The following is a 22,092-nucleotide window of genomic DNA, read 5'->3' as shown; positions in this document are numbered from 1 at the left end:
TCGCCCCCGTGCTGGTTCCCATGTGGTTCGTTTCTGGCTCTCGTAGCCTGTCCGACCGACCGTACCCGGGTCAAGTCAAATCCTTGTTTCCATAGTTAAGAGGCAAATTCAAGGCTTGACGGCCGGTGCTTCGGCCGAGCACTCTTGGGTGCACAGAAACGAACTACTTACGAACATGTTTTTCGAACCCGGTTCGCTTGGAGTGCTGATGAGACTGCGCATCGCGGCGGCTGCCGCGCTGGCTCTGACCATGACCATGACCGCCTGCGTCCCGTCCACCTCGGCGCCCGAGAGCACCCCGGCGGACGGCGGCCCGACGACCGGCGCCCTCAAGGTGTGGCTCTTCGACGAGCCCAACCGCGCACCGAAGGAGGCGGTGATCCAGGAGGCGATCACCGAGTTCACCGCCGCCCACCCGGACACCACCGTCGACGTGCAGTACATCGCCGTCGAGACCCGCGGTGAGCGCTTCAAGGGCGCTTTCAATGATCCGGCCAGCGCGCCCGACGTGGTGGAGTTCGGCAACACCGACCTTCCGGAGTACGCGACTGCGGGCGGCCTGGCCGACCTCGGCCCTACCGTCTCCGGCTGGGCCGAAGCTGCTGATCTGACCGCCGATGCCAAGGCCAGCGCGACATTCCAGGGCGCCCTGCTCGGCATGCCGTGGTTCGTCGGCGTCCGCGCCCTCTATTACCGCACCGACGTCTTCACCGAGCTGGGCCTGAAGCCGCCGGCCACCATCGCCGAGCTGACCACCGCGGCTCGCACCGTGCGAGCGAAGAAGCCGGACATGTTCGGGATCGCGGTCGGCGGTAAGTACACGTACGGTGCCATGCCCTTCGTCTGGGCGAACGGCGGTGAGCTGACCGAGATCGACTCGCCCGCGGCCAAGGCCGGGCTCAAGACCTACACCGACCTGATCGCCGAGGACAACTGCCCGCCACAGAACTGCGCCGATCTGACCGGCGGCAAGACCGTCGAGCTGTTCGCCAGTGGCAAGGCCGCGATGGGCGTGATCGGCAACTTCAACCGGGCCGCCGTCGATGCCGGCGCCGCCAAGGGGAAGTACGCCGTCGTGCCCCTGCCCGGTGTCACCGCCGGCTCGGTCGCGCCTGCCTTCGCCGGTGGCAACAACCTCGGCATCATGAAGAATGCCCAGCGCCCAGCGCTGGCTGCCGACTTCCTCACCCTGCTGGCGGGCAAGAAGTACCAGGCGAAGATGTACGACGCGATGGGCAACCTGCCGACCCTGAAGTCGGCCAGTGACGAGGTCGCCGCCAAGGACACCTTCGTCAAGCCGTTCATCGACACCATCAACGCCGGTACGAAGTTCGTCCCGCTCGATCCGGGCTGGGGCAAGATCGACGCCTCCGCGGTGCTGCCGACCATGATCGAGAAGGTGGCCACCGGCAAGGCGAGCATCGACGAGGCCACCGGCGAGGCCGCGAAGCAGATCGACGAGGCCCTCTCCCAGTGAGCCGGATCCGCACGCGGGCACCACTGTGGCTGCTCCTCCCGGCCACGGTGGTGCTCGGGGGCCTCTTCCTCTACCCGATGTACCAGTTGGGCCTGCTCTCGGTGCTCGACTTCACCCAGGCGCAGGTCAGCGGTGGACAGCCGACCCGGTTCGTCGGCGCGGAGAACTACACCCGTCTCTTCTCCGACTCCCGCTTCTGGGAGGTGCTCACCGCCACGGTGCTCTTCGCCGCCGCGTGTGTGCTCGCCACACTCGCGGTCGGGGCCGGGCTGGCCGTGCTGCTGACCCGGGTCAGCCGGATCCCGCGGTTGTTGCTGTCCGTGGCCGCGATGGCCGCCTGGGCGGTGCCCGCCGTGTCCGGCTCGACCACCTGGATGTTCCTCTTCGACACCGATCTGGGTTACGTCAACCAGCTCTTCGGGATCGAGGGATTCAACTGGATGTACGACCGCTACACCGCCTTCGGCCTGGTCGGCGCGGTGGTGGTGTGGGCGTCCTTCCCGTTCGTGATGGTCACCCTCTACGCCGGGATCGAAGCCATTCCCCAGTCGGTCCTGGAAGCGGCCTCGCTGGACGGCGCGAGCACCTGGCGCACCTTCTGGCAGATCATGGTGCCGATCCTGCGACCGGTGCTGGCCATCGTCGTCATCCAGTCGATCATCTGGGATTTCAAGGTGTTCACCCAGATCTACATCATGACCCGCGGCGGCGGCCTGGCCGGTCAGAACCTGACCCTCAACGTGTACGCCTACCAGCAGGCCTTCGCTTCCAGCGAGTACGGCCGGGGCGCCGCGATCGGCGTGGTGATGATGCTGATCCTGCTCGCCGTCACCCTCGTCTACCTTCGTGCGCTGCGCCGGTCGGGAGAACAGCTATGAGACTCGGCAGGCGGATGCTCGACGGCTTCGCGGTGCTCATCGCGCTGATCACGATCTTCCCGATCTACTGGATGGTCCTGTCCGCGGTGAAACCGGCCGGCGAGATCCAGTCGCTGGAGCAGAGGCCGTGGACCCTGGCGCCCTCGCTCGACGCGTTCCGGCGGGTCCTCGCCGTCAACGACTTCGGCCGCTATCTGCTCAACAGCCTCATCGTGGCGCTCGTCGTGGTCGCGGTCTCCGGCCTGATCGCCTTTCTCGCCGCGGTGGCGCTCACCAGGTTCCGTTTCCGGTTCCGCACCACCATCCTGGTGACCTTCCTGATCGCCCAGATGGTGCCGATCGAGGCCCTGACCATCCCGCTGTTCTTCCTGGTCCGTGACGTCGGCGGGGTCGTGCCCGGCATCGGTCTCAACACACTCGGCTCGCTGATGCTGGTGCACACCGCGTTCACCCTGCCGTTCGCGATCTGGATGCTGCGCGGTTTCGTCCAGGCGATCCCCGACGAACTCGACGAGGCGGCGCAGCTCGACGGCGCCGGCCGGTTCACCGTGCTGTGGCGCATCCTGTTCCCGCTCGTCGCCCCCGGCCTCGCCGCCACCAGCGTGTTCTCGTTCATCCACGCGTGGAACGACTTCCTGTTCGCCCGCACTTTCATCATCAGCGAAGCGGACAATCAGACACTGCCGATGGCCCTGCTGGTCTTCTTCAAGCCCGACGAGAACGACTGGGGGGCGATCATGGCCGCGTCGACGCTGATGACGGTGCCAGTGCTGATCTTCTTCCTCATCGTCCGGCGCCGCCTCGTCGCGGGTCTCGGAGGGGCGGTCAAAGATTGATTCCCCAGCCGATTTCGGTACGGATGACGCCCGGCTCTGACATGGCCGGGACGGTGGTCACCACCCGTGTCGATCCAGGTCTCGCCCTCGAGGGCTACGTCCTCTCCTGCACTCCCGACGGGATCGACATCACCGGCGGCTCACCGGCGGGTGTCTTCTACGGCCGGCAGACGCTGCGCCAGCTGGGGCCGGACGTGCCCTGCACACACATCGAGGACGCGCCCCGGTTCGCTTGGCGAGGTGTGATGCTCGATGTGGCACGGCACTTCATGCCCGTACCGGAAATTCTGCGTTTCATCGATGTCATCGCCTTCCACAAACTCAACGTGCTGCACCTGCATCTCACCGACGACCAGGGCTGGCGCATCGAGGTGCCCGGCTGGCCACGGCTCACCACGGTCGGCGCGTGGCGATCGTCGACCATGCTCGGATCCCGCGTTCACGATCTCCACGACGGTGAACCGCACGGTGGCTTCTACACCACCCGCGACCTGCGGCTGATCGTCGATCACGCGGCGAGCCGGCACGTCACCGTGGTGCCCGAGGTGGACATGCCCGGCCACATGCAGGCGGCCATCGCGGCGTATCCCGCTCTCGGCAACGGTTTCGCGGGCGCGGTCCGGACCGGTTGGGGTATCTCCCCGCACGTCCTCAACCTGTCCGAGGCGACCCTCGACTTCTGCCGCCGGGTCCTCGACCACGTCTGCGACGTCTTCCCGTCCGAGGTTATCGGTATCGGCGGCGACGAGTGTCCCACCGACGAGTGGCCCGGCGGCCGCGAGCTGCAGGCCGGCTTCACCCGGCAGATGGCCGCCCACCTGGCCACCCGGGGCCGTCGCGTCTACGGGTGGGACGAGATCCTGGCCGATGGTGCCCCCGACGGGGCGGTCATCGCCGCCTGGCGTGGCGTCGAACCCGCTGAGGTCGCGATCCGGGCCGGCCATCAGGTCGTCTGCTGCCCCGACGTCAAGCTCTACCTCGACTATCGCCAGTCCGACGACCCCGGCGAGCCGACCCCCGTCGGCACACTGCTCACCGTCGAGGACGTCTTCGCCTACGAACCGCCGGACTCGCCACTGGTCCTCGGCGCCCAGGCCAACATCTGGACCGAGCACATGGAGTCGCTGAGCCGGGTCGAATACATGGCGTTCCCACGCCTGTGCGCTCTGGCCGAGGTGGTGTGGGGCCCGGCGGACCGCGACTTTCCCGATTTCGCCGCCCGCCTGCCCGCGCACCTCGCCCGGCTGGACGCGCTCGGTGTGAACTATCGCCCTCTCAGCGGTCCGCGGCCGTCCGACGCGAGGCCGTCCGCTCCCGGCAACCCGCGGACCCTCGACGACCGTCTGGCCGAGTTGCACGAGATGACCGCGGACCTGCGATGACGAGGCTGCCCCGGTTGTTGTGGTTGCTCTTCATCGGGAGACTGCCCTCGGTCCGGTGGCTGTCACCCCAGCAGTGGAAACAAGCGCTCGGCCAGGCGCAGCGCTCGGCTGCTCCGCATTCCGTCGCCTTCGAACGCCCACACCTCGGAGAGGACCCCCTGAACGAAACCCCAGGCCAGCACACGTTCCACCGGCATGCCGAGGCCGTCGGCGAGCTGTTCGACCCGGGCCATGGCCAAATCCAGCACGGTGTCATCCGTACCGGAAGGGTCCGGGTTGTAAAGGAGAGCCCCGACCTCGTAACCGGGATCACCCACGACGCCGTGCGGGTCGATGGCCAGCCACGACTCCCGCTCCGCCGAGAGGACGTTGTCGTGATGCAGATCGCCGTGCAGGACGACCCGCTCGGCCGCCGAAGCACAGAGTTCGCCGAAGAGCCCGGCCGCCCGGACCACGAGATGCCGCGGAATCGGCCCGTTCTCCGGGAAACGCCGCAGATGCCGTTCGAACGACGCGCTTCGACCGGCCAGTTCCGGCAGCTCCACCCCGGTGCCCACCGGACGGTGCAGCCGCCGCATGATCCGGATCAGCGCGGCGGTCGCCTCCTCGTCGCGATGCGGCACCAGATCCCGGACCTGTATTCCCGGCCGGGCCTCCTCCAGCAGCAGGGCGCCCCGGGCATCGTCGCGGGCCAGCACCTCGATCGCCCCGCGCCCGGCGAACCACTCCAGTGCCGTCGCCTCGTCCGCCAGATGCCCCGCCTCCGGAACGGCGAGTTTCAGCACCGCGGTCGACCCGTCCGCCCGGCGGACCCGGCTCACCCAGTTCATGCTCAACGGGAGCAGCTCGGCCGGGCTGAGCTGCCACTCCCGCATCGTCTCGTCAGCGACCCGGGGGAGCGCTGCGAGCCACGCCCGCCCACCCGGACCCCAGCAGTTCTCGACGTTGCGTACGAAGGTTGCAGGCAGCATCCGTCCATGTTCGCCTCCGCAGTGACCGTCCCGAAAGGAATCCGATGACCGTCGACTGGCGCAGCAAGGGCTTCTGGCAACCGGAAGGCTCCTTCGAATCCGCCCGTAACCGGGCCGGCATCTTCGACGGGGGTTTCACCTGGCCGCTGATGGTGGTGCGCCGCGACGCGGTCGAGACCAACATCGCCACCATGGCCGAGTACTGCAGGCGGCACGGATTCGACTTCGCGCCCCACGCCAAGACCACGATGGCTCCCGCGCTGCTGGAGGCCCAGCTCCGGGCCGGGGCCTGGGGGATGACCGTGGCCACTCCCAACCAGGCGCTGGTGATGAGGAAACTCGGTATCGAACGGGTCCTGATCGCCAATCAGATCCTCGATCCGACGGTGCTGCGCTGGCTGGCCTCGGAGACCGCCGCGGGCTGGCAGACCTGGTTCCAGGTCGACTCCCTGGCCGGCGTCGAGGCGGCGGCTGCCACCGGGGGCCCGCTCCGGATCCTGGTCGAGCTGGGGCATGCCGACGGCCGCACCGGTGTCCGTGACCTGGACGGACTCGAGACCGTCGCCCGCGCGGTGGCCGAGGCTCCCGGCCTGGAGCTGTGCGGGGTGACCGGCTATGAGGGTCAGCTTCGGGTTCGGGAGGACGTGGACGCCTACCTGGACACTCTGGTGGCCGGAGTGGCTCGGTTGACCGCGGCGGGCCTTCTTCCGCCTCGTCCGATGGTGTCCGCCGGGGGAAGCGCCTGGTTCGACCGGGTCGCCGACCGTCTGATGGGCCTCGAGATCCCGGCTCAGCTGATCCTGCGCAGCGGCGCGTCACTGACCCACGACGACGGTTTCTATCGGGAGAAGACCCCGTTCGTCCGGGTTCCCGACGAGGGCCCGCTGACGGCGGCGGTGGAGATCTGGGCGCAGGTCCTGTCGGTTCCCGAGCCGGGTCTGGCCTTGGCCGGCATGGGCAAACGGGACGCCCCGTTCGACGAGGGCCTGCCGATTCCGCGGGAGATCCGCCACCCCGACGGAACTCTGACCCCCGCCACTGGCGTGACCGTGACCAAGCTGAACGACCACCACACCTATCTGCAGGTCACCGGCCCTACCTTGACCCCGGGCGACCTGATCCGTTTCGGTATCTCGCACCCGTGTACCGCTTTTGACAAGTGGCGCTCGATTCCCCTGGTGGACGATGCGCATAACGTGGTCGATGTACTTCACACCTTTTTCTGAATCTCGTTCCGTTCTTGACCCGGCGTGGAATGGATTTGAGGTTTCGGCACGGAGCTTCCCGTCGCCATCAGCCCGTCCGCATTCGCTTCTGGGCCGACGCTTTGATCTGAGGCGTGACGAGTCTGATCTGGAGTGCGGCCGCTCTGGAACTGGGGTGCGGCGCAGAAGGTGATCATGTGAGACTGCCGTCCGTGAATACTCTGACGCTCTGGAGGCCGACCGGCCCGAAGGAACTGGAGTTGGTTCGGGACTCGGGCTGGCGTCGCTGGCCACCGCGCCTGCCGGACCAGCCGATCTTCTACCCGGTCCTCAACGAGGCGTACGCGATCATGATTGCCCGGGACTGGAACGTCCCGGCCTCCGGCGTCGGTTACGTGACCCGCTTCGAGGTCGACGCGAACTTCGCGGCTCGCTACCCGATCCGCCAGGCCGGCGGGGACACGATTCTCGAACTGTGGGTTCCCGCCGAGGAACTGGAAGAGTTCAACGACCACATCAGCGGTGACATCAAGGTGATCCACGAGTTCCGCTGACCTCTCCGTCCCACGCCGGGCGCAGTTCCGCTGCCCCACGTCCGACTCTGGGCGCAGTTCCGCTGCCCCGGCGTCCGGCTCCGGCCGCAGTTCCGCTGCCCCGGCGTCCGGCTCCAGCCGCAGTTCCGCTGAACCTCGCACCAGTCCGTGCCGCGTGAGATCCCGCGGCTTGGCTCAACCCCGTGCATTTCCAGCGGCGCCAGGCCTGACCTGTGTGGTTTCCCGGGGCGACCTCGGCCACTACCGAACAGCCCGAGGTCGCCCCTGCCAAGAGCGACGCCGGGATGCTCGCGGTGCTGACTGGCCGGTGAGTTCCGTCTCCGGTGGTACTTGACCTTCGTGATCTTCGTGTTTTCCAGGTTGCGTCACGATGATCCAGCGGGCGCCAGTCGGGTAGCGGGTGAATCGGCGAGGCCGTGGCCCGTACTGATGAAGGTCTTTCCCCTCGCGGGGGATAGCTTGCCCGATCGGCATTCTTTACGGTGATTAGGCACCTAACGAGCGCTTTCCTCCTTCGCGCCGCTGGAGTCTGTCATGTCTGTTTTCCGTGGAGCTGCCAGCGAACCCGCCCCTCAGTCGCCCGCCTTCGATTCCGCGCAACCCGCGAGTCCGGCACCGCAGCGGCGTCCCGTTGCCCCTCGTCAATGGGTTCCGCCCCGGGGGCCGTCGCCCGCCTACGCCGACGGTCCGACCGAGCCGCTCGGCGCGGCCAGGGAGTTCGCCATCGCCGCCAGAGATTCCGCCAAGGCGGCGAGGGAGTCAGCCGGCACCGTCAGAGAACCGGTTGACGCGACCAGAAGTCCAGCTGGTGGGGTCAGTGAACCCGGAGACGTCAGAAGATCCGGCAACGCACGCGAAGCCAGCGATACCCGCGAATCCGGCAATAGCCATATACCCGGCAACGGCGGGGAATCCGGCAGCGCCGGGGAATCTACGAGCTTCCGGAAACCCGGCAACTTTCGACGATCCGGCAATGATCGTGGGCCCGGCAACGGTCGTGAGCCCGCCGACGCTGAGAGGGCGCCGGCCGGCAGGTTTCGCGAGTTCGCTGACGGGACCGGAGAACCCGGCGGAACCGGATTGAGAACCGGCGAGGGCTTCAGGGACTCCGCCGGTACATCCCGATCCGCGATCGAGCCGTTGGCCGTGACCGGCTCCCCGTCCGTCTTCGTCGGTGGCTCCGGCAAGCCCCGTAAGACCCGTCGCCCCGCTGTGGCACTCGCGGTCGTCTTCAGTCTGCTGGCGCTCGGTGTCGCTGCCGGCGCGGGCTTCCTCTCCTGGCGCACCTTCGAGACGGTCAACGGAATCTCTCCGCCGTTGATGGTTTCGACGACACCCACGCCGCGGGTGACCGGGATGCTCGAGGCGGCAAGGCAGTCTCCTCCACCTGACCGGTCCCGGCCGCTGGATCCGGTTCGATTTCCGGTCTCGTACGCCAAGGAACCGCTCCGTCTCGACCTGGCCTGCGCCGCCGTGATCCATCTTGATCTCGATGAGCCCCGTGCCGACGCGCCCGAGTCCGTGGCCGACCTCAGGTACCAGGGCCGCTGCGGCGCCGAACCGCCGAAACTGAGCCTGGGCGCCGGCGCGGCGGCCGGAAGCCGGCAGGTCAGCGCCGACACCGACGCGGCCGGATGCGACCGGGCGATCCGGACCAGCCCGCTCGGCCGAGGGCTGCAGGTGGAGGTCAGGACCGGTTCGGCACTTTGCGTCCTCACTGCCGCGGCACCTGCCGAACTGGTCCTCGTGGAGATCATCGACGTCGGCGGCTCCGGCACCGCCGGCCTGCGTGCCACCTCGTGGCAGGTACCGAAGTAGAGAGCGGTAACCGGCCCGTGGCACGCGGCGCGGGGCGCTCCTGACAGAATGTCGGGTGCGCCCCGCGAACTCTGTAAGGAGACGTTTCCGTGATCCGTACCCATGACGCCGGCACTCTGCGCGCGAGCGATGCCGGCACGACGGTGACGCTCGCCGGCTGGGTCGCGCGTCGGCGCGACCACGGCGGTGTCATCTTCGTCGACCTCCGTGACGCTTCGGGCGTCGTCCAGGTGGTCTTCCGCGAGGAGGACGCGCACGCGTTGCGCAACGAGTTCTGTGTCAAGGTCGTCGGCGAGGTCAACGCCCGCCCGGACGGCAACGAGAACCCGGAGCTGGCCACCGGCGCGATCGAGGTGGTCGCGAACGAGCTGACCGTGCTGTCCGAGGCGGCCCCCCTGCCGCTGCCGGTCGACGACACGATCACCGCTTCCGACGACCTCCGCCTGAAGTACCGCTACCTGGACCTGCGCCGCTCCGGCCCGGCGAACGCGCTGCGCCTGCGCAGCCGCGCCAACCAGATCGCCCGGGAGATCCTGCACGCCCGCGATTTCAACGAGATCGAGACGCCGACGCTGACGCGCTCGACTCCCGAGGGCGCTCGCGACTTCCTGGTCCCGGTCCGTCTCCAGCCGGGCACGTGGTACGCCCTGCCCCAGTCGCCTCAGCTGTTCAAGCAGCTCCTGATGGTCGCCGGCATGGAGCGCTACTACCAGATCGCCCGTTGTTACCGCGACGAGGACTTCCGCGCCGACCGGCAGCCCGAGTTCACCCAGCTCGACATCGAGATGTCCTTCGTCACCCAGGACGACATCATCGCGCTGGGCGAGGAGATCGTCTCCCGGCTGTGGAGCGAGCTCGCCGATTACCAGGTGCAGCTGCCGATCCCGCGGATCACCTGGACCGACGCGATGAACCGTTACGGCTCCGACAAGCCCGACCTGCGTTATGGCGTCGAGCTGGTCGAGCTGACCGATTACCTGCGGGGGACTGCTTTCCGGGTCTTCGCGGGTGCGATCGACGCCGGTGGTTACGTCGGTGCGGTCGTCATGCCGGGCGGCGCCTCGCAGAGCCGCAAGGAGCTGGACGGCTGGCAGGACTGGGCGAAGGCCCGTGGCGCCCGGGGTCTGGCCTACGTCGTCCTCGACGCCGAGACCGGCGAGCCGAAGGGGCCCGTCGCGAAGAACCTGTCGGCCGAGCACCTCTCCGGCCTGGCGGACGTCGTCGGCGCGAAGCCGGGTGACGCAGTCTTCTTTGCCGCGGCGACCGAGCGCCGGGAGGCTCAGGAGCTGCTCGGTGCGGCTCGCATCGAGATCGCCAAGCGGGCGAACCTGATCGACGAGTCCGCCTGGGCCTTCTGCTGGGTGGTCGACGCCCCGATGTTCGAGAAGACGGACGAGGGCGGCTGGACCGCGGTCCACCACCCGTTCACCTCGCCGAACGACGAGTGGATCGGCAACTTCGAGACCGCTCCGGACCAGGCCCTGGCCTACGCCTACGACATCGTCGTCAACGGCAACGAGATCGGTGGTGGCTCGGTCCGTATCCACCGTGGCGACGTGCAGAGCCGGGTCTTCGACCTGCTCGGCATCACGCCGGAGGAAGCTGCCGACAAGTTCGGCTTCCTGCTGGAGGCCTTCAAATACGGCCCGCCGCCGCACGCCGGCATCGCCCTCGGCTGGGACCGCACCTGCATGCTGCTCAGCGGCAACGAGTCGATCCGTGAGGTCATCGCCTTCCCGAAGACGCGTGGCGGTTTCGACCCGCTGACCACCGCGCCGACGCCGATCACCTCGCAGCAGCGTCTCGAGGCTGGCATCGACGCCAAGCCGAAGGCCGCCGCGGGCACGCCCGGCACCGACGGTCAGGCCGTTCCGGTCCAGCACTCGAACTAGATCGTCACCGGAACCGGCAGTCGAGAACCTCTCGGCTGCCGGTTCCGTCGTTTCCGCAGTCCCGGCACGCGCCCATCTCGCTGTCATCGCAGAACCCCCGTTCCGTGTCGTGGTGTGAGTCTGGCACTTCCACGATTTTTATGCAAAGAGATTGTGCAAAGCTTCTGTGCACAGATATTGTGGACGCATGGTCAGTGAAGAGAAGGACGAGTCGGGGGAGCCAGGAAAGGCCGCCGGGCCGAGGCCGTTCGAGATGACGTTCGTGCACCTCAGCGGGCGGCAGATCCAGGTTCTCGCCCACCCGCTGCGGGTCCGGCTGCTCGGGCACCTGCGGGCCGGCGGGCCGGCCACGGCGACGAGCCTCGCCGAGGTCCTGGAGACCAATTCCGGTGCGACCAGCTATCACCTGCGGCAGCTGGCCGAGGCCGGGCTGGTCGCCGAGGAGGACCGGGCGGGCGGTGGCCGGCAGCGCTGGTGGCGGGCCGTGCACGACATGTCCAGCTGGCAGCGAGGCTTCTACGAGGACGACCCGGATGCCACCGCCGCCGCCGAGTGGATGGAGACGCATCAGGTGAATCGGTTCGCTGAGCTGGCCCGGTCCTGGCGGGAAGCGCTGCCCGGCGAGTCACTCGAGTGGCAGGAGGCCGGCGGGATCTCCGACTACCTGCTCACTCTCGACGCCGGGCAGCTGAGAGAGCTGATGGAGGAGGTGGACGGAGTGGTCGAGAGGCATCGTGCGGCGGCCCGAGACGATCCGCGTCCCGGCGCGCGTCCCGTCGTCCTCTATGCCGCCGTGCTGCCGGAGACGCAGGGCCCACGCAGACACCGGGCGACCGACTGACCGATCGGCTGACTGACCGACCGAAGAGAGGCGGGTGTGAGGAATGACCGCGAAGCAGGTAGGACTCCGTTACCTGGTCCTGCTCGGGCTGCGATGGCTGCCAGTCGGCCTGTTGATCCCGGTGTTCGTGCTGCTGGCGCTGGAGCGCGGGCTCGGTATCGCGCAGATCGGATCGGTCGTGGCGATCCAGGGGATCGTCGTGCTCCTGCTGGAGCTGCCGACCGGCGGGCTGGCCGACGCTCTCGGCCGGCGGCCGGTGCTGCTCGTCGCCGGGGTGATCAACCTGGCCTCACTGGCGCTTCTCCTGGTCGCCGACTCGATGATGCTGCTCGGTCTGTCCTATCTGCTGCAGGGCGTCTACCGCGCGCTGGACAGCGGCCCGCTGGAGTCCTGGTTCGTCGACCGCTCCCTGGCCGCTGATCCGCAAGCCGACATCGAGACCGGGCTCAGTCTCGGCGGCACCACGTCCAGCCTGGCGATCGCCGGGACAGCTCTGCTCAGCGGTGGGCTGGTGTGGCTCGGGCCACTCGGCCCGTTCAGCGCTCTGACCGTGCCGGTGCTGGTTTCACTCGGCCTGAGCCTGGTCGGCACCGTGGCGCTGGCGTTGTTGATGACCGAGGAGCGCCCGGCTCGCGGGAAGGCCGCGTTCGTCGCCTCGCTACGTGGCGTGCCGTCGGCGATCGGATCCGCGTTCAGCCTGGCCCGCCGGTCGCGGGTGGTGCTCGCGCTGATCTCGGTGGAGTTCCTGTGGAGCTTCGGGATGGTCACCTTCGAACAGCTGATGCCGGTGCGGCTGAGTGAGGTCACCACCATGGCGGGAGCGTTGACCGGGCCGGTCAGTTCGGCCGCGTGGGGAGCCGCGGCCGCGGGTGCCGCTCTGGTTCCGGTGCTCACCCGCCGGCTCGGCCCCCGGTGGACCGGATTCGCCCTGCGGATCGGTCAGGGACTGGCGATCGTCGCGATGGGGCTGCTCGCCGGACCGATCGGTGTGATCGGGGGATTCCTCATCTGCTACATGGTGCACGGGGCGGCGAACCCGGTACACGCCGCTCTGCTGCACCGGCAGGCCGAGGGGGAGTACCGAACCGTACTTCTCTCACTGAACTCGATGGTCGGCCAGCCGGGCTTCGCGTTCGGATCGATCGTGCTCACCGCGGTGGCAGCCTGGGCGGGCACCGGAGCCGCGATCGTGGCCGGTGCGGTGGTGCTGGCCGTGGCGGCGCCGCTGTATCTGGTGAAGTCTCGTCCGAACTCGTCCGAGATGGAGTTTCGGGAGCCCTCCCAGTCGGGTATCAGCCTGTCACAGGCTCTCTGACCCCCCGGAGGATATCGATGCTCGCCATCGCCGCTGCCGTTGTATTCGGCATCTACCTGCTCTCCGATCTGCTCAACACCCATTTCGGCGCTCCCGACCTCATCAACTTCTCGACCATGGCGTCGCTCGGTCTCCTGCTGCTCTCGCTGTACCTGGCCGGTATCGGCAGCGGTCCCCGCGCCGGTTCGGGCTCCGGCTCCGGCCGTCGCTTCTACGGTCGTCGCCCCGGTCGCGGCTGATCTGAGCGGCCCCACGGCCGCCCAGCCCTCCGGCCACTTCGGCCCGCCTGCCCCCAGGCGGGCCGAAGCCGTGTCCGGGCACCAGTGCAGGGTGGAGCGGTCGTTCCTGCGCTCGGGTCCAGGGCCGAGCGGCCGAGCGGCCGAGCGGCCGAGCGGCCGAGCGGCCGAGGGTGAGGCTGCGGGTTTGTGCTGGGCGATCATCGCGTCCTGATTCGTAGGGTCACCGGGCGGGCTGGGGCGATGATCGAGTGAGGGTCCGGGTTGTGACGCGGGTGTGTGGTGGCCTCGACACGCGATCACCGCGTCCTAATTCGCATGGTCACCGGGTGGGCTGCGGCGATGATCGAATGGGGGCCGGGCAGTGACGCGGGTGTGTGGTGGTGATCGATGGGGATACGCTCGGTTAGGTCGTCGTGGCTGCTCGGGCGCTTATCCACAGGGCGGTAGGTCGCGTTTCGGATCGGGTCGGTTCGGCCGGTACTGTCGGTTCTGATGGAAACGGATGGGCTCTTCTCCCTCACACCGCCGGAGGCGCGGACCGTGGAACCGGCTGGTGCCGGTGCCGCTGGATTCGGGCGTCCGGCCGGTGACGCGCCGCTTCCGGTGCGCATGCGGCCCGCCTCGCTGGACGAGCTGATCGGGCAGGAGCATCTACTCGCTCCGGGTGCCCCGCTGCGCCAGCTCGTGACCGGCGCCAGCCCGATGTCGGTGATCCTGTGGGGGCCGCCCGGCACCGGCAAGACGACCATCGCGCACCTCGTCGCCAACGCGACGGATCGCAAGTTCGTCGCGATGTCGGCACTCACCGCGGGCGTCAAGGACGTGCGCGCGGTGATCGACACGGCCCGGCGCGAGCGGCGTTACGGCGGGCCGCCGACGGTGCTGTTCATCGACGAGGTCCACCGTTTCAGCAAGACCCAGCAGGACTCGTTGCTGGCCGCCGTCGAGGACCGGACGGTCACGTTGCTCGCGGCGACCACGGAGAACCCGTACTTCTCAGTGATCTCGCCCTTGCTCTCCCGCTGTGTGCTCCTGACTCTCCAACCGCTCGACGAGGACGACGTGCGGCGCCTGATCCGGCGCGCGGTCACCGACGAGCGAGGGCTCGGCGGTTCGGTCACCCTCGCCCCGGAGGCCGAGGAGCATCTCGTACGGCTGGCGTCCGGCGACGTACGCAAGGCTCTGACCGCTCTTGAGGCCGCGGCCGGCTCGGCTCTCGCGCAGGATGCCGTGGAGATCGACCTCGCCACCGCCGAGAAGGCGGTCGACGTGGCGGCGGTCCGTTACGACCGCGACGGTGACGCGCACTACGACATCATCAGCGCGTTCATCAAGAGCATGCGGGGCAGTGATCCCGACGCGGCCCTGCACTACCTGGCGCGGATGCTGGTGGCGGGCGAGGATCCGCGGTTCATCGCCCGGCGCATCGTGATCTTCGCCAGCGAGGACATCGGCATGGCCGACCCGCAGGCGCTGCTCGTGGCGACGGCGGCCGGCCAGGCTGTACAGAACGTGGGGCTTCCCGAGGCCGGGCTGAACCTGGCGCAGGCGGTGGTGCACATGGCCACCGCGCCCAAGTCGAACAGTGTCACCGTCGCTCTCGGCGAGGCGATGGCCGATGTGCGGGCCGGTCGGGGTGGCCCGGTGCCGTCGCATCTTCGGGACGGGCACTATCCGGGTTCGCGGGGGCTCGGGCACGGCATCGGTTACCGCTATCCACACGACGATGCGCGGGGTGTGGTCCGCCAGCAGTACGTTCCGGACGATCTTGTCGGTACGGACTACTACCGCCCGACCGAGCACGGCGCCGAGCGGGCGGTGGCCGAGCGGGTGCCCCGTCTCCGGCGGATCGTGCGCGGGCTCGGCCCGGCGGCACGGCCGGCCGCTGGCCCCCGGCCTTCCGGCGCCGACGGGATGAAAGCCGACGGGAAGCAAGCAGACGCGAAGCAAGCAGACCGGAAGCAAGCAGACCGGAAGCAACCAGACGAGACGAAGTCCGGCGGGGAGCAAGTCGACGGGAAGCAGACCGGCGAGACGAAGGTCGATGGGGAGCAGCCGGTGTCCGTTGGTGACAGCGCGGCCACCGAAGAGCAGCGGGTGACTGCGAGTGCTTCCGGTGTCGCCGCTGGTGATCAGTCGAGTGGATCTTCTGGGCCCGTCGGGAAAACGAATTCCGATGCGCTGAGCAGTGTGTATGACGATTCGGTGACGGTCGCGGGCCACGCGGTGGGTGGTGCATCGGGCGTGAATGAGTCACAGTTTTCGGCGGACTCGGAACCGGAAAACGCGAAGACGACTTCGTTACGTCACATAACTGTGGCGGAAAGTGTTGAAGTCGCTGGCAGTGATCCGTCCGATCCGGTGGGTGGTGCCGGCGCGACATCCGGTGAGCGACCAGCCGGGCAGAAGACAACCGGGCGCCGGGCGGCCGACGGCGAGTCGGCCGACCGGAACGTGAGTGATGACGACAGCGGCGACAGTGCCGGGGAGGAACAGCGGTGACAGGGCGGGGTGCCGATCGGCCCGACGACGACGCGGGTCCGCGCGACGAGCAGGGTGGGAAGCCCCGCCGGCGCTTCGGGCGTGGAGGTCGTGCCGAGCCGCCGGTCGTTCCCCAGGAGATCTCCGGCGAGGAGACCGGCTGGCTCGACGACCTGCGCACGGCCAAGCAGGACCGGAGCGCCATCGGCCCGGGTACCCGTCCCGGCGAGGGCCGGATCAGCAAGTCTGGGCGCACCGCTCCGGGCCCCGACGACGTCCCCGACGACGACTTCGCGTTCCCCGGTGAGTCGGAGGAGTTCGACGAGCCGCAGGGTGGCCAGGCCGACCCCGGTTCGGCGCCCCGGGGAGCCGCCGGTCCGTCCGGTCAGCGTCCCGGCCCGGCCGGGCCGATGGGTCCGGGTCAGCATCCGGGAGCGGGGCCGTCGGCTCCGGTGTCGCCCGGCATGGGCCAGCGTGGCGCGGCCGGCGTTCCCGGCCAGCAGATGCCGCCGGGGCAGCGTCCCGGTGTGATGTCTCCGCCGCCGATTCCGCACGGGCAGCTTCCGCCCGGAGCGGTCGCTCCCGGCCAGTTGCAGCCCGGTCCGGTCTCTCCCGGTCAGATGCCGCCCGGTGGTGCGCCGTCCGGTCAGATGCCGCCCGGCCCGGGTCAGTTCGATCAGCAGGGCCGTGGCCGCCGGGGCCCGAACCCGGCCGGACAGCGCCCTCCCGCCGGTCAAATGCCTCCCGGCCAGGCCGGCGTGCCAGGCCAGATGCCTCCGGGCCAGGGCATGCCGGGCCAGATGCCGCAAGGACCGGGCGGTCCTCACCAGATGCAGCCGGGCCCGGGTCGGCCCGGTCAGATGCCGCAGGGTCAGGCCGGTCCCGGACAGATGCCGCAGGGCCAAGCTGGTCCCGGTCAGATGCAACAAGGCCAGGCCGGTCCTGGTCAGATGCCGCAGGGGCCCGGTCAGATGCCGCCCGGCGCACGCCGTGGAGGGCCGCCGCAGGGTGGTCGCGCCCAGGTCGGGCAGGACCCGGGAGGTGGGCGCCGCCAGATCGATGCGGACCCGTCCGGGCAGATGTTCCCCGGCCAACCCCCATCTGCTGGTACGGCGGTCCCGCTCTCCGGCAACGCCCCGGAGATCCCGTCGCCCCGTCAGGGGAATCCCGCTGCTCGTGGTGCCGCTCCTGGAGTGCGCCCGGTGTCGCCGGGCCAGCGCTCGGCAGGGCCCGGCATCCGGCCCACCTCGCCGGCCGGTCCCGCCCGGGACCGGTTCCGTCCCACCGACCCGGTCTCGGGCGGTCCGGACGCCGTGCACCGTTCCGGGCCGATCCCGGGTGCCGGGCGCGGGCCGGGGGCGGTTCCCCCGGGTTATGACGAGGTCCATCAGTCGGGCCCCATTCCCAACGCTTACGGCCAGGCGCCCCAGCCGGGTCCGGTTCCGAGTGGTTACGACGCGGTGCACCAGTCGGGGCCGATTCCCAACGCCTACGACGCCGTCCATCAGTCGGGTCCGATCCCGACCGCCTATGACGCGGTGCATCAGTCCGGTGCCATCCCGAACGGGTATGAGCAGGGCCGGAGTGCGCCCGGCCGGCCGGACGGCGCCGATGATCAGGCCGGTCGCGGGCAAGGCCGCCGGGCGAGGCCGGACGACGCCGACGAGTCGACCGGGCGTCACGGACGGGCCGGTCAGCCGGCACCGGACGGCGACTTCGGTCACCGGGGCGGCCCGGGAGCACCCGGAGAAGACGGACGGCACAGTGGTTCGTGGGCCGCGACCGGTACCGGATCGCACGCCTTCCCGCGGACGGGCACCGACACCGGTTCCCACGCGTTCGTCCAGACCGGCACCGACACCGGATCCCACGGTGTGATCCGGCGCGGCGACGACTCAGGAGAGGTGCGGCCGGGCGAGTCACGCCGCCGCCGGAACGCGCGTCGTGGCGAGGACCCGGACGAGCCGGAGATCGGCGGATTCACCGGAACCCCGGACGTTCCCGCGCCGCGCCGCATCGGCCCTGGTGACGGGCGCCCGGTGCGAGCCGCCGCAGTCGTCCCGCCGGTGGTGCCGGGGCGGCAGGGCGCCCGTACGCCCGCGGTTCCCGGTCGTGCCGGAGCCATGGCCGACAGCACCTCCGGAGTCATCCAGCGGCCCGGCCCCGCGCGTGGCCAGCGCGGACCGGGAATCCCGCCGCAGGCCGGCGAGGACCGCACCTCCGCGGGCGGCGTCTCCGTTCCGGAACAGGCCGGTCCGGGCCGCCGGGCGGCCCGCGCGGAGGGCCCGGGCGGTCCGCAAGCCACCGGCGCCTTCCCGGCTGACGGCGACGAGCACACCGGAAGACACGGCGGCGTACGTCCGGACGCCCCCGGGACGGCCCGGGCCGGAGCGGCGGTTCCCGTCCCCGGCAACGGTCCCGCCCCGCAGATGGGCCCCGGCCGAGCCGTGGTCGGACAGCCCGGCCCCGGCGGCATGCCCCCCGGCGGTCCTGTGGGCCCCGGCCCCGGCGGCCCCACGGGCATGTCCCCGAACGGTCCGGGCGGAATGCACCCGGGAGGACCGAGCGGCCCTGGCGGTATGCACGCGGGTGGTCCCGGCAACCCTGGAGACGTGGCCGCGGGCGGTCCCGGTGGCATGCGGCAGGGCGGTCCTGGTGGCCCCGGCGGTATGAACGTGGGTGGCCCGGACGGTCCCGGCGGCATGGTCCCCGGCGGCCCTGACGGCGGTCCGGCCCGTGGTGGGGCTCAGGTCCGCGGCCGTGGACCGGCACGTGGCGGCGCGTCGGTACCCGGTCAGGGGCCGACCGGCCCGGACGGTGGAACCGGCGCGGTCACCCGCCACGGAGCGGCCGGCCCCGGCGACGGTTTCGACGGTGGGACCGGTGCGGTCTCGCGTCGTGGAATGCCTGGTCCTGACGGTGGTTTCGACGGTGGCACGGGCGCGGTGTCGCGTCATGGAGTGGTCGGTCCTGACGGTGGTTTCGACGGTGGCACGGGGGCGGTGTCGCGTCGTGGGATGCCTGGTCCTGACGGCGGCTTTGACGGTGGCACGGGCGCGGTGTCGCGTCATGGAGTGGTCGGTCCTGACGGCGGCTTCGACGGTGGGACCGGTGCGGTGTCCCGGCACGGGATGGCGGGCCCCGGCGACGGTTTCGACGGTGGCACCGGTGTGGTGTCCCGTCGTGGCGTGGCCGGTCCGGACGGTGGGCCGGTCGACCTGGACGGTGGCACCGGTGCGGTTTCGCGCCACGGGCGGCCGGGACCGAACGGTGGGCCTGCTGACGCGGACGGTGGCACCGGCGCGGTTTTGCGTCATGGCCGGCCCGGGCCCGGTGGTGGCCCGGCGGGGTTCGATGACCGGGATGGCGGGACTGCCGCTGTCTCGCGTCGGGGGATGCCGGTGCCGGACGGTACCGGTGCGGTGTCGCGGCACGGACGGCCCGGACCTGAGGACGACGCGGCCGGGATGACCGGGCGTGGCGCCGTTGGTCCGGACGACGGCTCTGGGCGTGGCGGTGCTGGACCCGAAGGCGGGCCCTCCGGTCCGCAGAGGCGTGGTGGGCCGGGCCGTCGTGGAATGGGCCCGGGCGGCCCCGGTGGACCTGGTGGCCCCGGCAACTCTGGCGGCCCTGGCGGCCCTGGCGGCCCTGGAGGACTCGGTGGGCCTGGAGGCCCGAGCGGGCCCGGTGGCCCGGGTGGGCACGGCGGTCCCAACGGGCCCGGTGGTCCGGGTGGGCACGGCGGCACCAACGGGCCCGGTGGTCCTGGCGGGATCGGTGGACCGGGTGGTCCGGGTGGACCCGGTGGTGGCGCGTCTGGAATGGCTCCGCGTGGGGCTGACGGCTCGCGCGCGGCCGGTGGTGCTCCGGTGCCGGGGCAGGGCCTGGACGGACCGTCCCGGGCGATGGGCGGGGCTGCTGTGCCCGGCCCCGCCGGGATGGGGCCGGACGGTCCGCCGCAGGGCATGCGTGGAGGCAACGGGCCGGACGGTCCGTCGCGGGCCATGGGTGGTGCCGCGGTGCCCGGTCACGGCCCCGAGGGTCCGTCGCGGGCGATGGGTGGCGCCGCGGTGCCCGGTCACGGCCCCGAGGGTCCGTCGCGGGCGATGGGCGGTGCCGCGGTGCCCGGTCACGGGCCCGATGGTTCGTCGCGGGCGATGGGTGGTGCTTCGGTTCCCGGGCCCGGACCGGATGGTCCGTCCCGGGCCATGGGCGGTGCCTCGGTCCCGGGTCAGGGGCCGGATGGGCCGTCGCGGGCGATGGGTGGCGCCGCTGTTCCCGGGCGAGGGCCGAACGGGCCTGACAACGGTGACGGCCGGGCGATGGGCCAGGGACCGAGGGATGGCAGAGGGCCCGGCGGTCGCGGTGCCCGCGACGGCACGGTGCCCGGTGGCCCAGGTTCGCGTGACGGCATGGTGCCCGGTGGCCCGGGTTCGCGGGATGGCATGGGGCCCGGCGGGCCTGGTCCGCGGGATGGGATGGGGACCGGGGCTGTTCGGGGTGGCGCGGCCGTTCCCGGGCGGGGCGCCGGTGGGCCCGATGGTGGTGCCACCGGCTCTGTGACGCCTGGTGGCGCGGCTACCCCGGGCGTGGCTCCGGTCGGATCTGCTTCGGTGGGCGCCGCCTCGGTAGGCGCGGCGTCGGTCGGTGCTGCCTCTGTCGGTGCTGCCTCGGTGGGTGCTGCGTCGGTGGGAGCTCCCGGGCGTGGGCCGGGCGGTCCTGACCGGACGGACGGGCGACCGGGTGCGGGACGTGCGGGAGCCCCGGGCCGGCCGGGACCGGGCGGTAACGCCGGACCCGGTGGCGGCCCCGGCAACAGCGGTGGTCCTGGTAGCAGCGATGGCGGCCCCGGCAACGGGAGCGGCGGTGGACTCGGCGGTAACGGCGGCGGGTCCGGTAACGGTGGTGGGCGCGGTGGGGCTTCGGCCGTACCGGCGGATGGGTTCGAGTCTTCGGGGGACGAAGCCGGCGCCGGGACGGACGGCAGGGCCGCGAGTGGGCTGGCCGAGTTGCGGCGCAAGATGCGGACGCAGCGGCGGCTCCGGCTGGTGACGTTGGTCTCGCTGGCCGCTCTGGTGCTGCTGGTGCTGCCGGCGTTCTTCGGGGTCCGGGCGATGAGCACCGACCCGGTCTTCGCCTCGCTGGACCGGCTGGCGGTCGGTACCTGGGCGGACAAGGCGCCCAAGGACCAGGAGTTCGGCAGCGCCCTGTGCATCAGTGAATGTTCGTTCCGGGAGCGGGAGGCCGCGTCGGACCGGCCGTTCCCGGAGACGGCGACCGAGTACTCGCAGGCGCTGTCGAAGGCCGGCTGGACGCAGTGGACGGCGGAGGCCTGCGAGAAGCCGTCCCGGCCGGACGAGGAGAGTCACAGCTGCTGGCGGCAGGACGAGCTGACGCTTGATCTTTTTGTCGGCCTGCCGGGTTGTGCGGTGGACCACTTCGCGGCGGAGTTGAATCCGCCGGCGGGCGAGGCGCCGGTGGAGCCGCAGGAGCCGGGCGAGTGCACCGGATCGTCGGTGCGGATCAAGGTGCAGAACACGATCGCCGACACCCGGGGCAAGACGGACACCGCTCCGGGGCCGCTGGGGGAGACGCCGGAACCGACGCTGCCGGACACCGACTCCCTCTTATCCCCGACACCCCAGGCGTCGTGACGCGGGTGGTGGTCACGGACGGTAGGGTCTGCTAGTCGTCTCGCCGAAACCGTGACCACCCGAATAGGAGACCGCGCCACATGAATGCCGGAGATATCGCAGGCCTTGTCGCGGCGGGCGCTTTCCTCATGCTCGTTCTGGTGCTGGCCGTGCCGATCCTCAAGCTGGGGCGCACCATCGACGCCACGACCAACGCGATCAACGACGTGGTCGACCGGACCGGCCCGCTGCTCACCAACGTGAATCACACCGTGGAGAACGTGAACGTGGCGCTGAGCCAGGTCCAGGTCTCTTTGGACGGTGTCAACGTGCAGCTGGCCAAGGTCGACACGATGACCGAGCACGCGCAGAACGTGTCGGCGAACATCGCGAACCTGGTCACCGTGGTGTCGGCGGCTGCCGCGAACCCGCTGGTGAAGGTCGCCTCGTTCGGTTACGGGCTGCGGAAGGCCGCGAACGCGCGCCGCAGTGCCGAGGAGGAGCGCGAGGTCCGCGCCGCCGTGAAGCAGCGCCGCAAGGCGAACCGCTGAGACCCGAAGCAGGGAAGTA

At 70.4% G+C, this 22,092-nt stretch carries 17 protein-coding genes and 1 pseudogene; 15 read left to right on the top strand and 3 right to left on the bottom strand.

Annotated elements, in window-relative coordinates:
- The first annotated feature begins 208 nt into the window (after positions 1 to 208).
- From Aco03nite_RS08575 to Aco03nite_RS08560, 4 genes are read left to right on the top strand one after another with little or no spacing between them, the layout of a single operon-like run.
- The gene (locus Aco03nite_RS08575) at positions 209 to 1,477 is read left to right on the top strand and encodes an extracellular solute-binding protein (RefSeq protein WP_203794235.1); all 1,269 of its coding nucleotides are present in this window, start codon (positions 209 to 211) and stop codon (positions 1,475 to 1,477) included.
- Complete coding sequence (locus Aco03nite_RS08570; protein WP_203794234.1) at positions 1,474 to 2,355, top strand: carbohydrate ABC transporter permease; 882 nt, start codon at positions 1,474 to 1,476, stop codon at positions 2,353 to 2,355. Before Aco03nite_RS08575 ends, Aco03nite_RS08570 begins: the two co-directional genes overlap by 4 nt.
- A complete protein-coding gene (locus Aco03nite_RS08565; RefSeq protein ID WP_203794233.1) occupies positions 2,352 to 3,191 on the top strand; it encodes a carbohydrate ABC transporter permease in 840 nt (279 codons plus the stop codon). The genes Aco03nite_RS08570 and Aco03nite_RS08565 overlap by 4 nt, the downstream gene beginning before the upstream one ends.
- Positions 3,192 to 3,214: 23 nt before the next feature.
- A complete protein-coding gene (locus Aco03nite_RS08560) occupies positions 3,215 to 4,573 on the top strand; it encodes a beta-N-acetylhexosaminidase (RefSeq protein ID WP_203794232.1) in 1,359 nt (452 codons plus the stop codon).
- Positions 4,574 to 4,635: 62 nt separating this feature from the next.
- Here the strand turns inward: Aco03nite_RS08560 and Aco03nite_RS08555 are convergent, their stop codons facing one another.
- The gene (locus Aco03nite_RS08555) at positions 4,636 to 5,403 is read right to left on the bottom strand and encodes an aminoglycoside phosphotransferase family protein (protein WP_373872588.1); all 768 of its coding nucleotides are present in this window, start codon (positions 5,401 to 5,403) and stop codon (positions 4,636 to 4,638) included.
- 185 nt (positions 5,404 to 5,588) lie between these two features.
- Between Aco03nite_RS08555 and Aco03nite_RS08550 the strand changes: the two genes are divergently transcribed.
- The 8 genes and pseudogenes from Aco03nite_RS08550 to Aco03nite_RS08515 all read left to right on the top strand — a co-directional run.
- Positions 5,589 to 6,770, top strand: coding sequence for an alanine racemase (locus Aco03nite_RS08550; RefSeq protein WP_203794230.1), 1,182 nt, complete (start codon positions 5,589 to 5,591; stop codon positions 6,768 to 6,770).
- Between the two features lie 191 nt (positions 6,771 to 6,961).
- Positions 6,962 to 7,303 carry a hypothetical protein gene (locus tag Aco03nite_RS08545; protein ID WP_203794229.1) on the top strand — a complete coding sequence of 114 codons (342 nt, stop codon included), beginning with the start codon at positions 6,962 to 6,964 and terminating at the stop codon, positions 7,301 to 7,303.
- Positions 7,304 to 8,449: 1,146 nt separating this feature from the next.
- Complete coding sequence (locus tag Aco03nite_RS08540; RefSeq protein WP_203794228.1) at positions 8,450 to 9,121, top strand: hypothetical protein; 672 nt, start codon at positions 8,450 to 8,452, stop codon at positions 9,119 to 9,121.
- 89 nt (positions 9,122 to 9,210) lie between these two features.
- Complete coding sequence (gene aspS / locus Aco03nite_RS08535; RefSeq protein WP_203794227.1) at positions 9,211 to 11,013, top strand: aspartate--tRNA ligase; 1,803 nt, start codon at positions 9,211 to 9,213, stop codon at positions 11,011 to 11,013.
- A gap of 253 nt (positions 11,014 to 11,266) precedes the next feature.
- A complete protein-coding gene (locus Aco03nite_RS08530) occupies positions 11,267 to 11,854 on the top strand; it encodes an ArsR/SmtB family transcription factor (protein WP_203794320.1) in 588 nt (195 codons plus the stop codon).
- 43 nt (positions 11,855 to 11,897) lie between these two features.
- Positions 11,898 to 13,169 carry an MFS transporter gene (locus tag Aco03nite_RS08525; protein ID WP_203794226.1) on the top strand — a complete coding sequence of 424 codons (1,272 nt, stop codon included), beginning with the start codon at positions 11,898 to 11,900 and terminating at the stop codon, positions 13,167 to 13,169.
- 17 nt (positions 13,170 to 13,186) lie between these two features.
- Positions 13,187 to 13,408 carry a hypothetical protein gene (locus Aco03nite_RS08520; protein ID WP_203794225.1) on the top strand — a complete coding sequence of 74 codons (222 nt, stop codon included), beginning with the start codon at positions 13,187 to 13,189 and terminating at the stop codon, positions 13,406 to 13,408.
- A 492-nt stretch (positions 13,409 to 13,900) separates the two neighbouring features.
- A pseudogene (locus Aco03nite_RS08515) lies at positions 13,901 to 15,349 on the top strand (replication-associated recombination protein A); the annotation flags it as partial.
- A gap of 365 nt (positions 15,350 to 15,714) precedes the next feature.
- Here Aco03nite_RS08515 and Aco03nite_RS54510 read toward each other — a convergent pair.
- Both Aco03nite_RS54510 and Aco03nite_RS08505 read right to left on the bottom strand, forming a co-directional pair.
- Positions 15,715 to 16,983 carry a hypothetical protein gene (locus Aco03nite_RS54510; RefSeq protein ID WP_203794224.1) on the bottom strand — a complete coding sequence of 423 codons (1,269 nt, stop codon included), beginning with the start codon at positions 16,981 to 16,983 and terminating at the stop codon, positions 15,715 to 15,717.
- 825 nt (positions 16,984 to 17,808) lie between these two features.
- A complete protein-coding gene (locus tag Aco03nite_RS08505; protein WP_203794223.1) occupies positions 17,809 to 18,237 on the bottom strand; it encodes a hypothetical protein in 429 nt (142 codons plus the stop codon).
- A 1,993-nt stretch (positions 18,238 to 20,230) separates the two neighbouring features.
- On the opposite strand from Aco03nite_RS08505, the gene Aco03nite_RS08500 reads away from it, so the two are divergent.
- From Aco03nite_RS08500 to Aco03nite_RS08490, 3 genes are all read left to right on the top strand, one after another.
- A complete protein-coding gene (locus tag Aco03nite_RS08500; RefSeq protein ID WP_203794222.1) occupies positions 20,231 to 20,452 on the top strand; it encodes a hypothetical protein in 222 nt (73 codons plus the stop codon).
- A 458-nt stretch (positions 20,453 to 20,910) separates the two neighbouring features.
- Positions 20,911 to 21,543, top strand: coding sequence for a hypothetical protein (locus Aco03nite_RS08495; protein WP_203794221.1), 633 nt, complete (start codon positions 20,911 to 20,913; stop codon positions 21,541 to 21,543).
- Positions 21,544 to 21,623: 80 nt separating this feature from the next.
- Positions 21,624 to 22,073: a DUF948 domain-containing protein gene (locus Aco03nite_RS08490; RefSeq protein ID WP_203794220.1), complete on the top strand. Its 450-nt coding sequence runs from the start codon at positions 21,624 to 21,626 to the stop codon at positions 22,071 to 22,073.
- Positions 22,074 to 22,092: the final 19 nt, after the last annotated feature.

Source organism: Actinoplanes couchii, from assembly GCF_016862075.1.
GTDB classification, from domain to species: Bacteria; Actinomycetota; Actinomycetes; order Mycobacteriales; family Micromonosporaceae; genus Actinoplanes; species Actinoplanes couchii.
The sequence above is the reverse complement of the archived record's forward strand: the minus strand, read 5'-3'. Positions and strand labels throughout refer to the sequence as shown.

Bases quoted from the DNA above. Each gene is read 5' to 3' on its own strand.
- Aco03nite_RS08550 (WP_203794230.1), top strand. From the start codon at position 5,589: ATGACCGTCGACTGGCGCAGCAAGGGCTTCTGGCAACCGGAAGGCTCC.
- Aco03nite_RS08495 (WP_203794221.1), top strand. From the start codon at position 20,911: ATGCGGACGCAGCGGCGGCTCCGGCTGGTGACGTTGGTCTCGCTGGCC.
- Aco03nite_RS08560 (WP_203794232.1), top strand. From the start codon at position 3,215: ATGACGCCCGGCTCTGACATGGCCGGGACGGTGGTCACCACCCGTGTC.
- Aco03nite_RS08525 (WP_203794226.1), top strand. From the start codon at position 11,898: ATGACCGCGAAGCAGGTAGGACTCCGTTACCTGGTCCTGCTCGGGCTG.
- Aco03nite_RS08575 (WP_203794235.1), top strand. From the start codon at position 209: ATGAGACTGCGCATCGCGGCGGCTGCCGCGCTGGCTCTGACCATGACC.
- Aco03nite_RS08490 (WP_203794220.1), top strand. From the start codon at position 21,624: ATGAATGCCGGAGATATCGCAGGCCTTGTCGCGGCGGGCGCTTTCCTC.
- Aco03nite_RS08565 (WP_203794233.1), top strand. From the start codon at position 2,352: ATGAGACTCGGCAGGCGGATGCTCGACGGCTTCGCGGTGCTCATCGCG.
- Aco03nite_RS08530 (WP_203794320.1), top strand. From the start codon at position 11,267: ATGACGTTCGTGCACCTCAGCGGGCGGCAGATCCAGGTTCTCGCCCAC.
- Aco03nite_RS08500 (WP_203794222.1), top strand. From the start codon at position 20,231: ATGGCAGAGGGCCCGGCGGTCGCGGTGCCCGCGACGGCACGGTGCCCG.
- Aco03nite_RS08520 (WP_203794225.1), top strand. From the start codon at position 13,187: ATGCTCGCCATCGCCGCTGCCGTTGTATTCGGCATCTACCTGCTCTCC.
- Aco03nite_RS08555 (WP_373872588.1), bottom strand. From the start codon at position 5,403: ATGAACTGGGTGAGCCGGGTCCGCCGGGCGGACGGGTCGACCGCGGTG.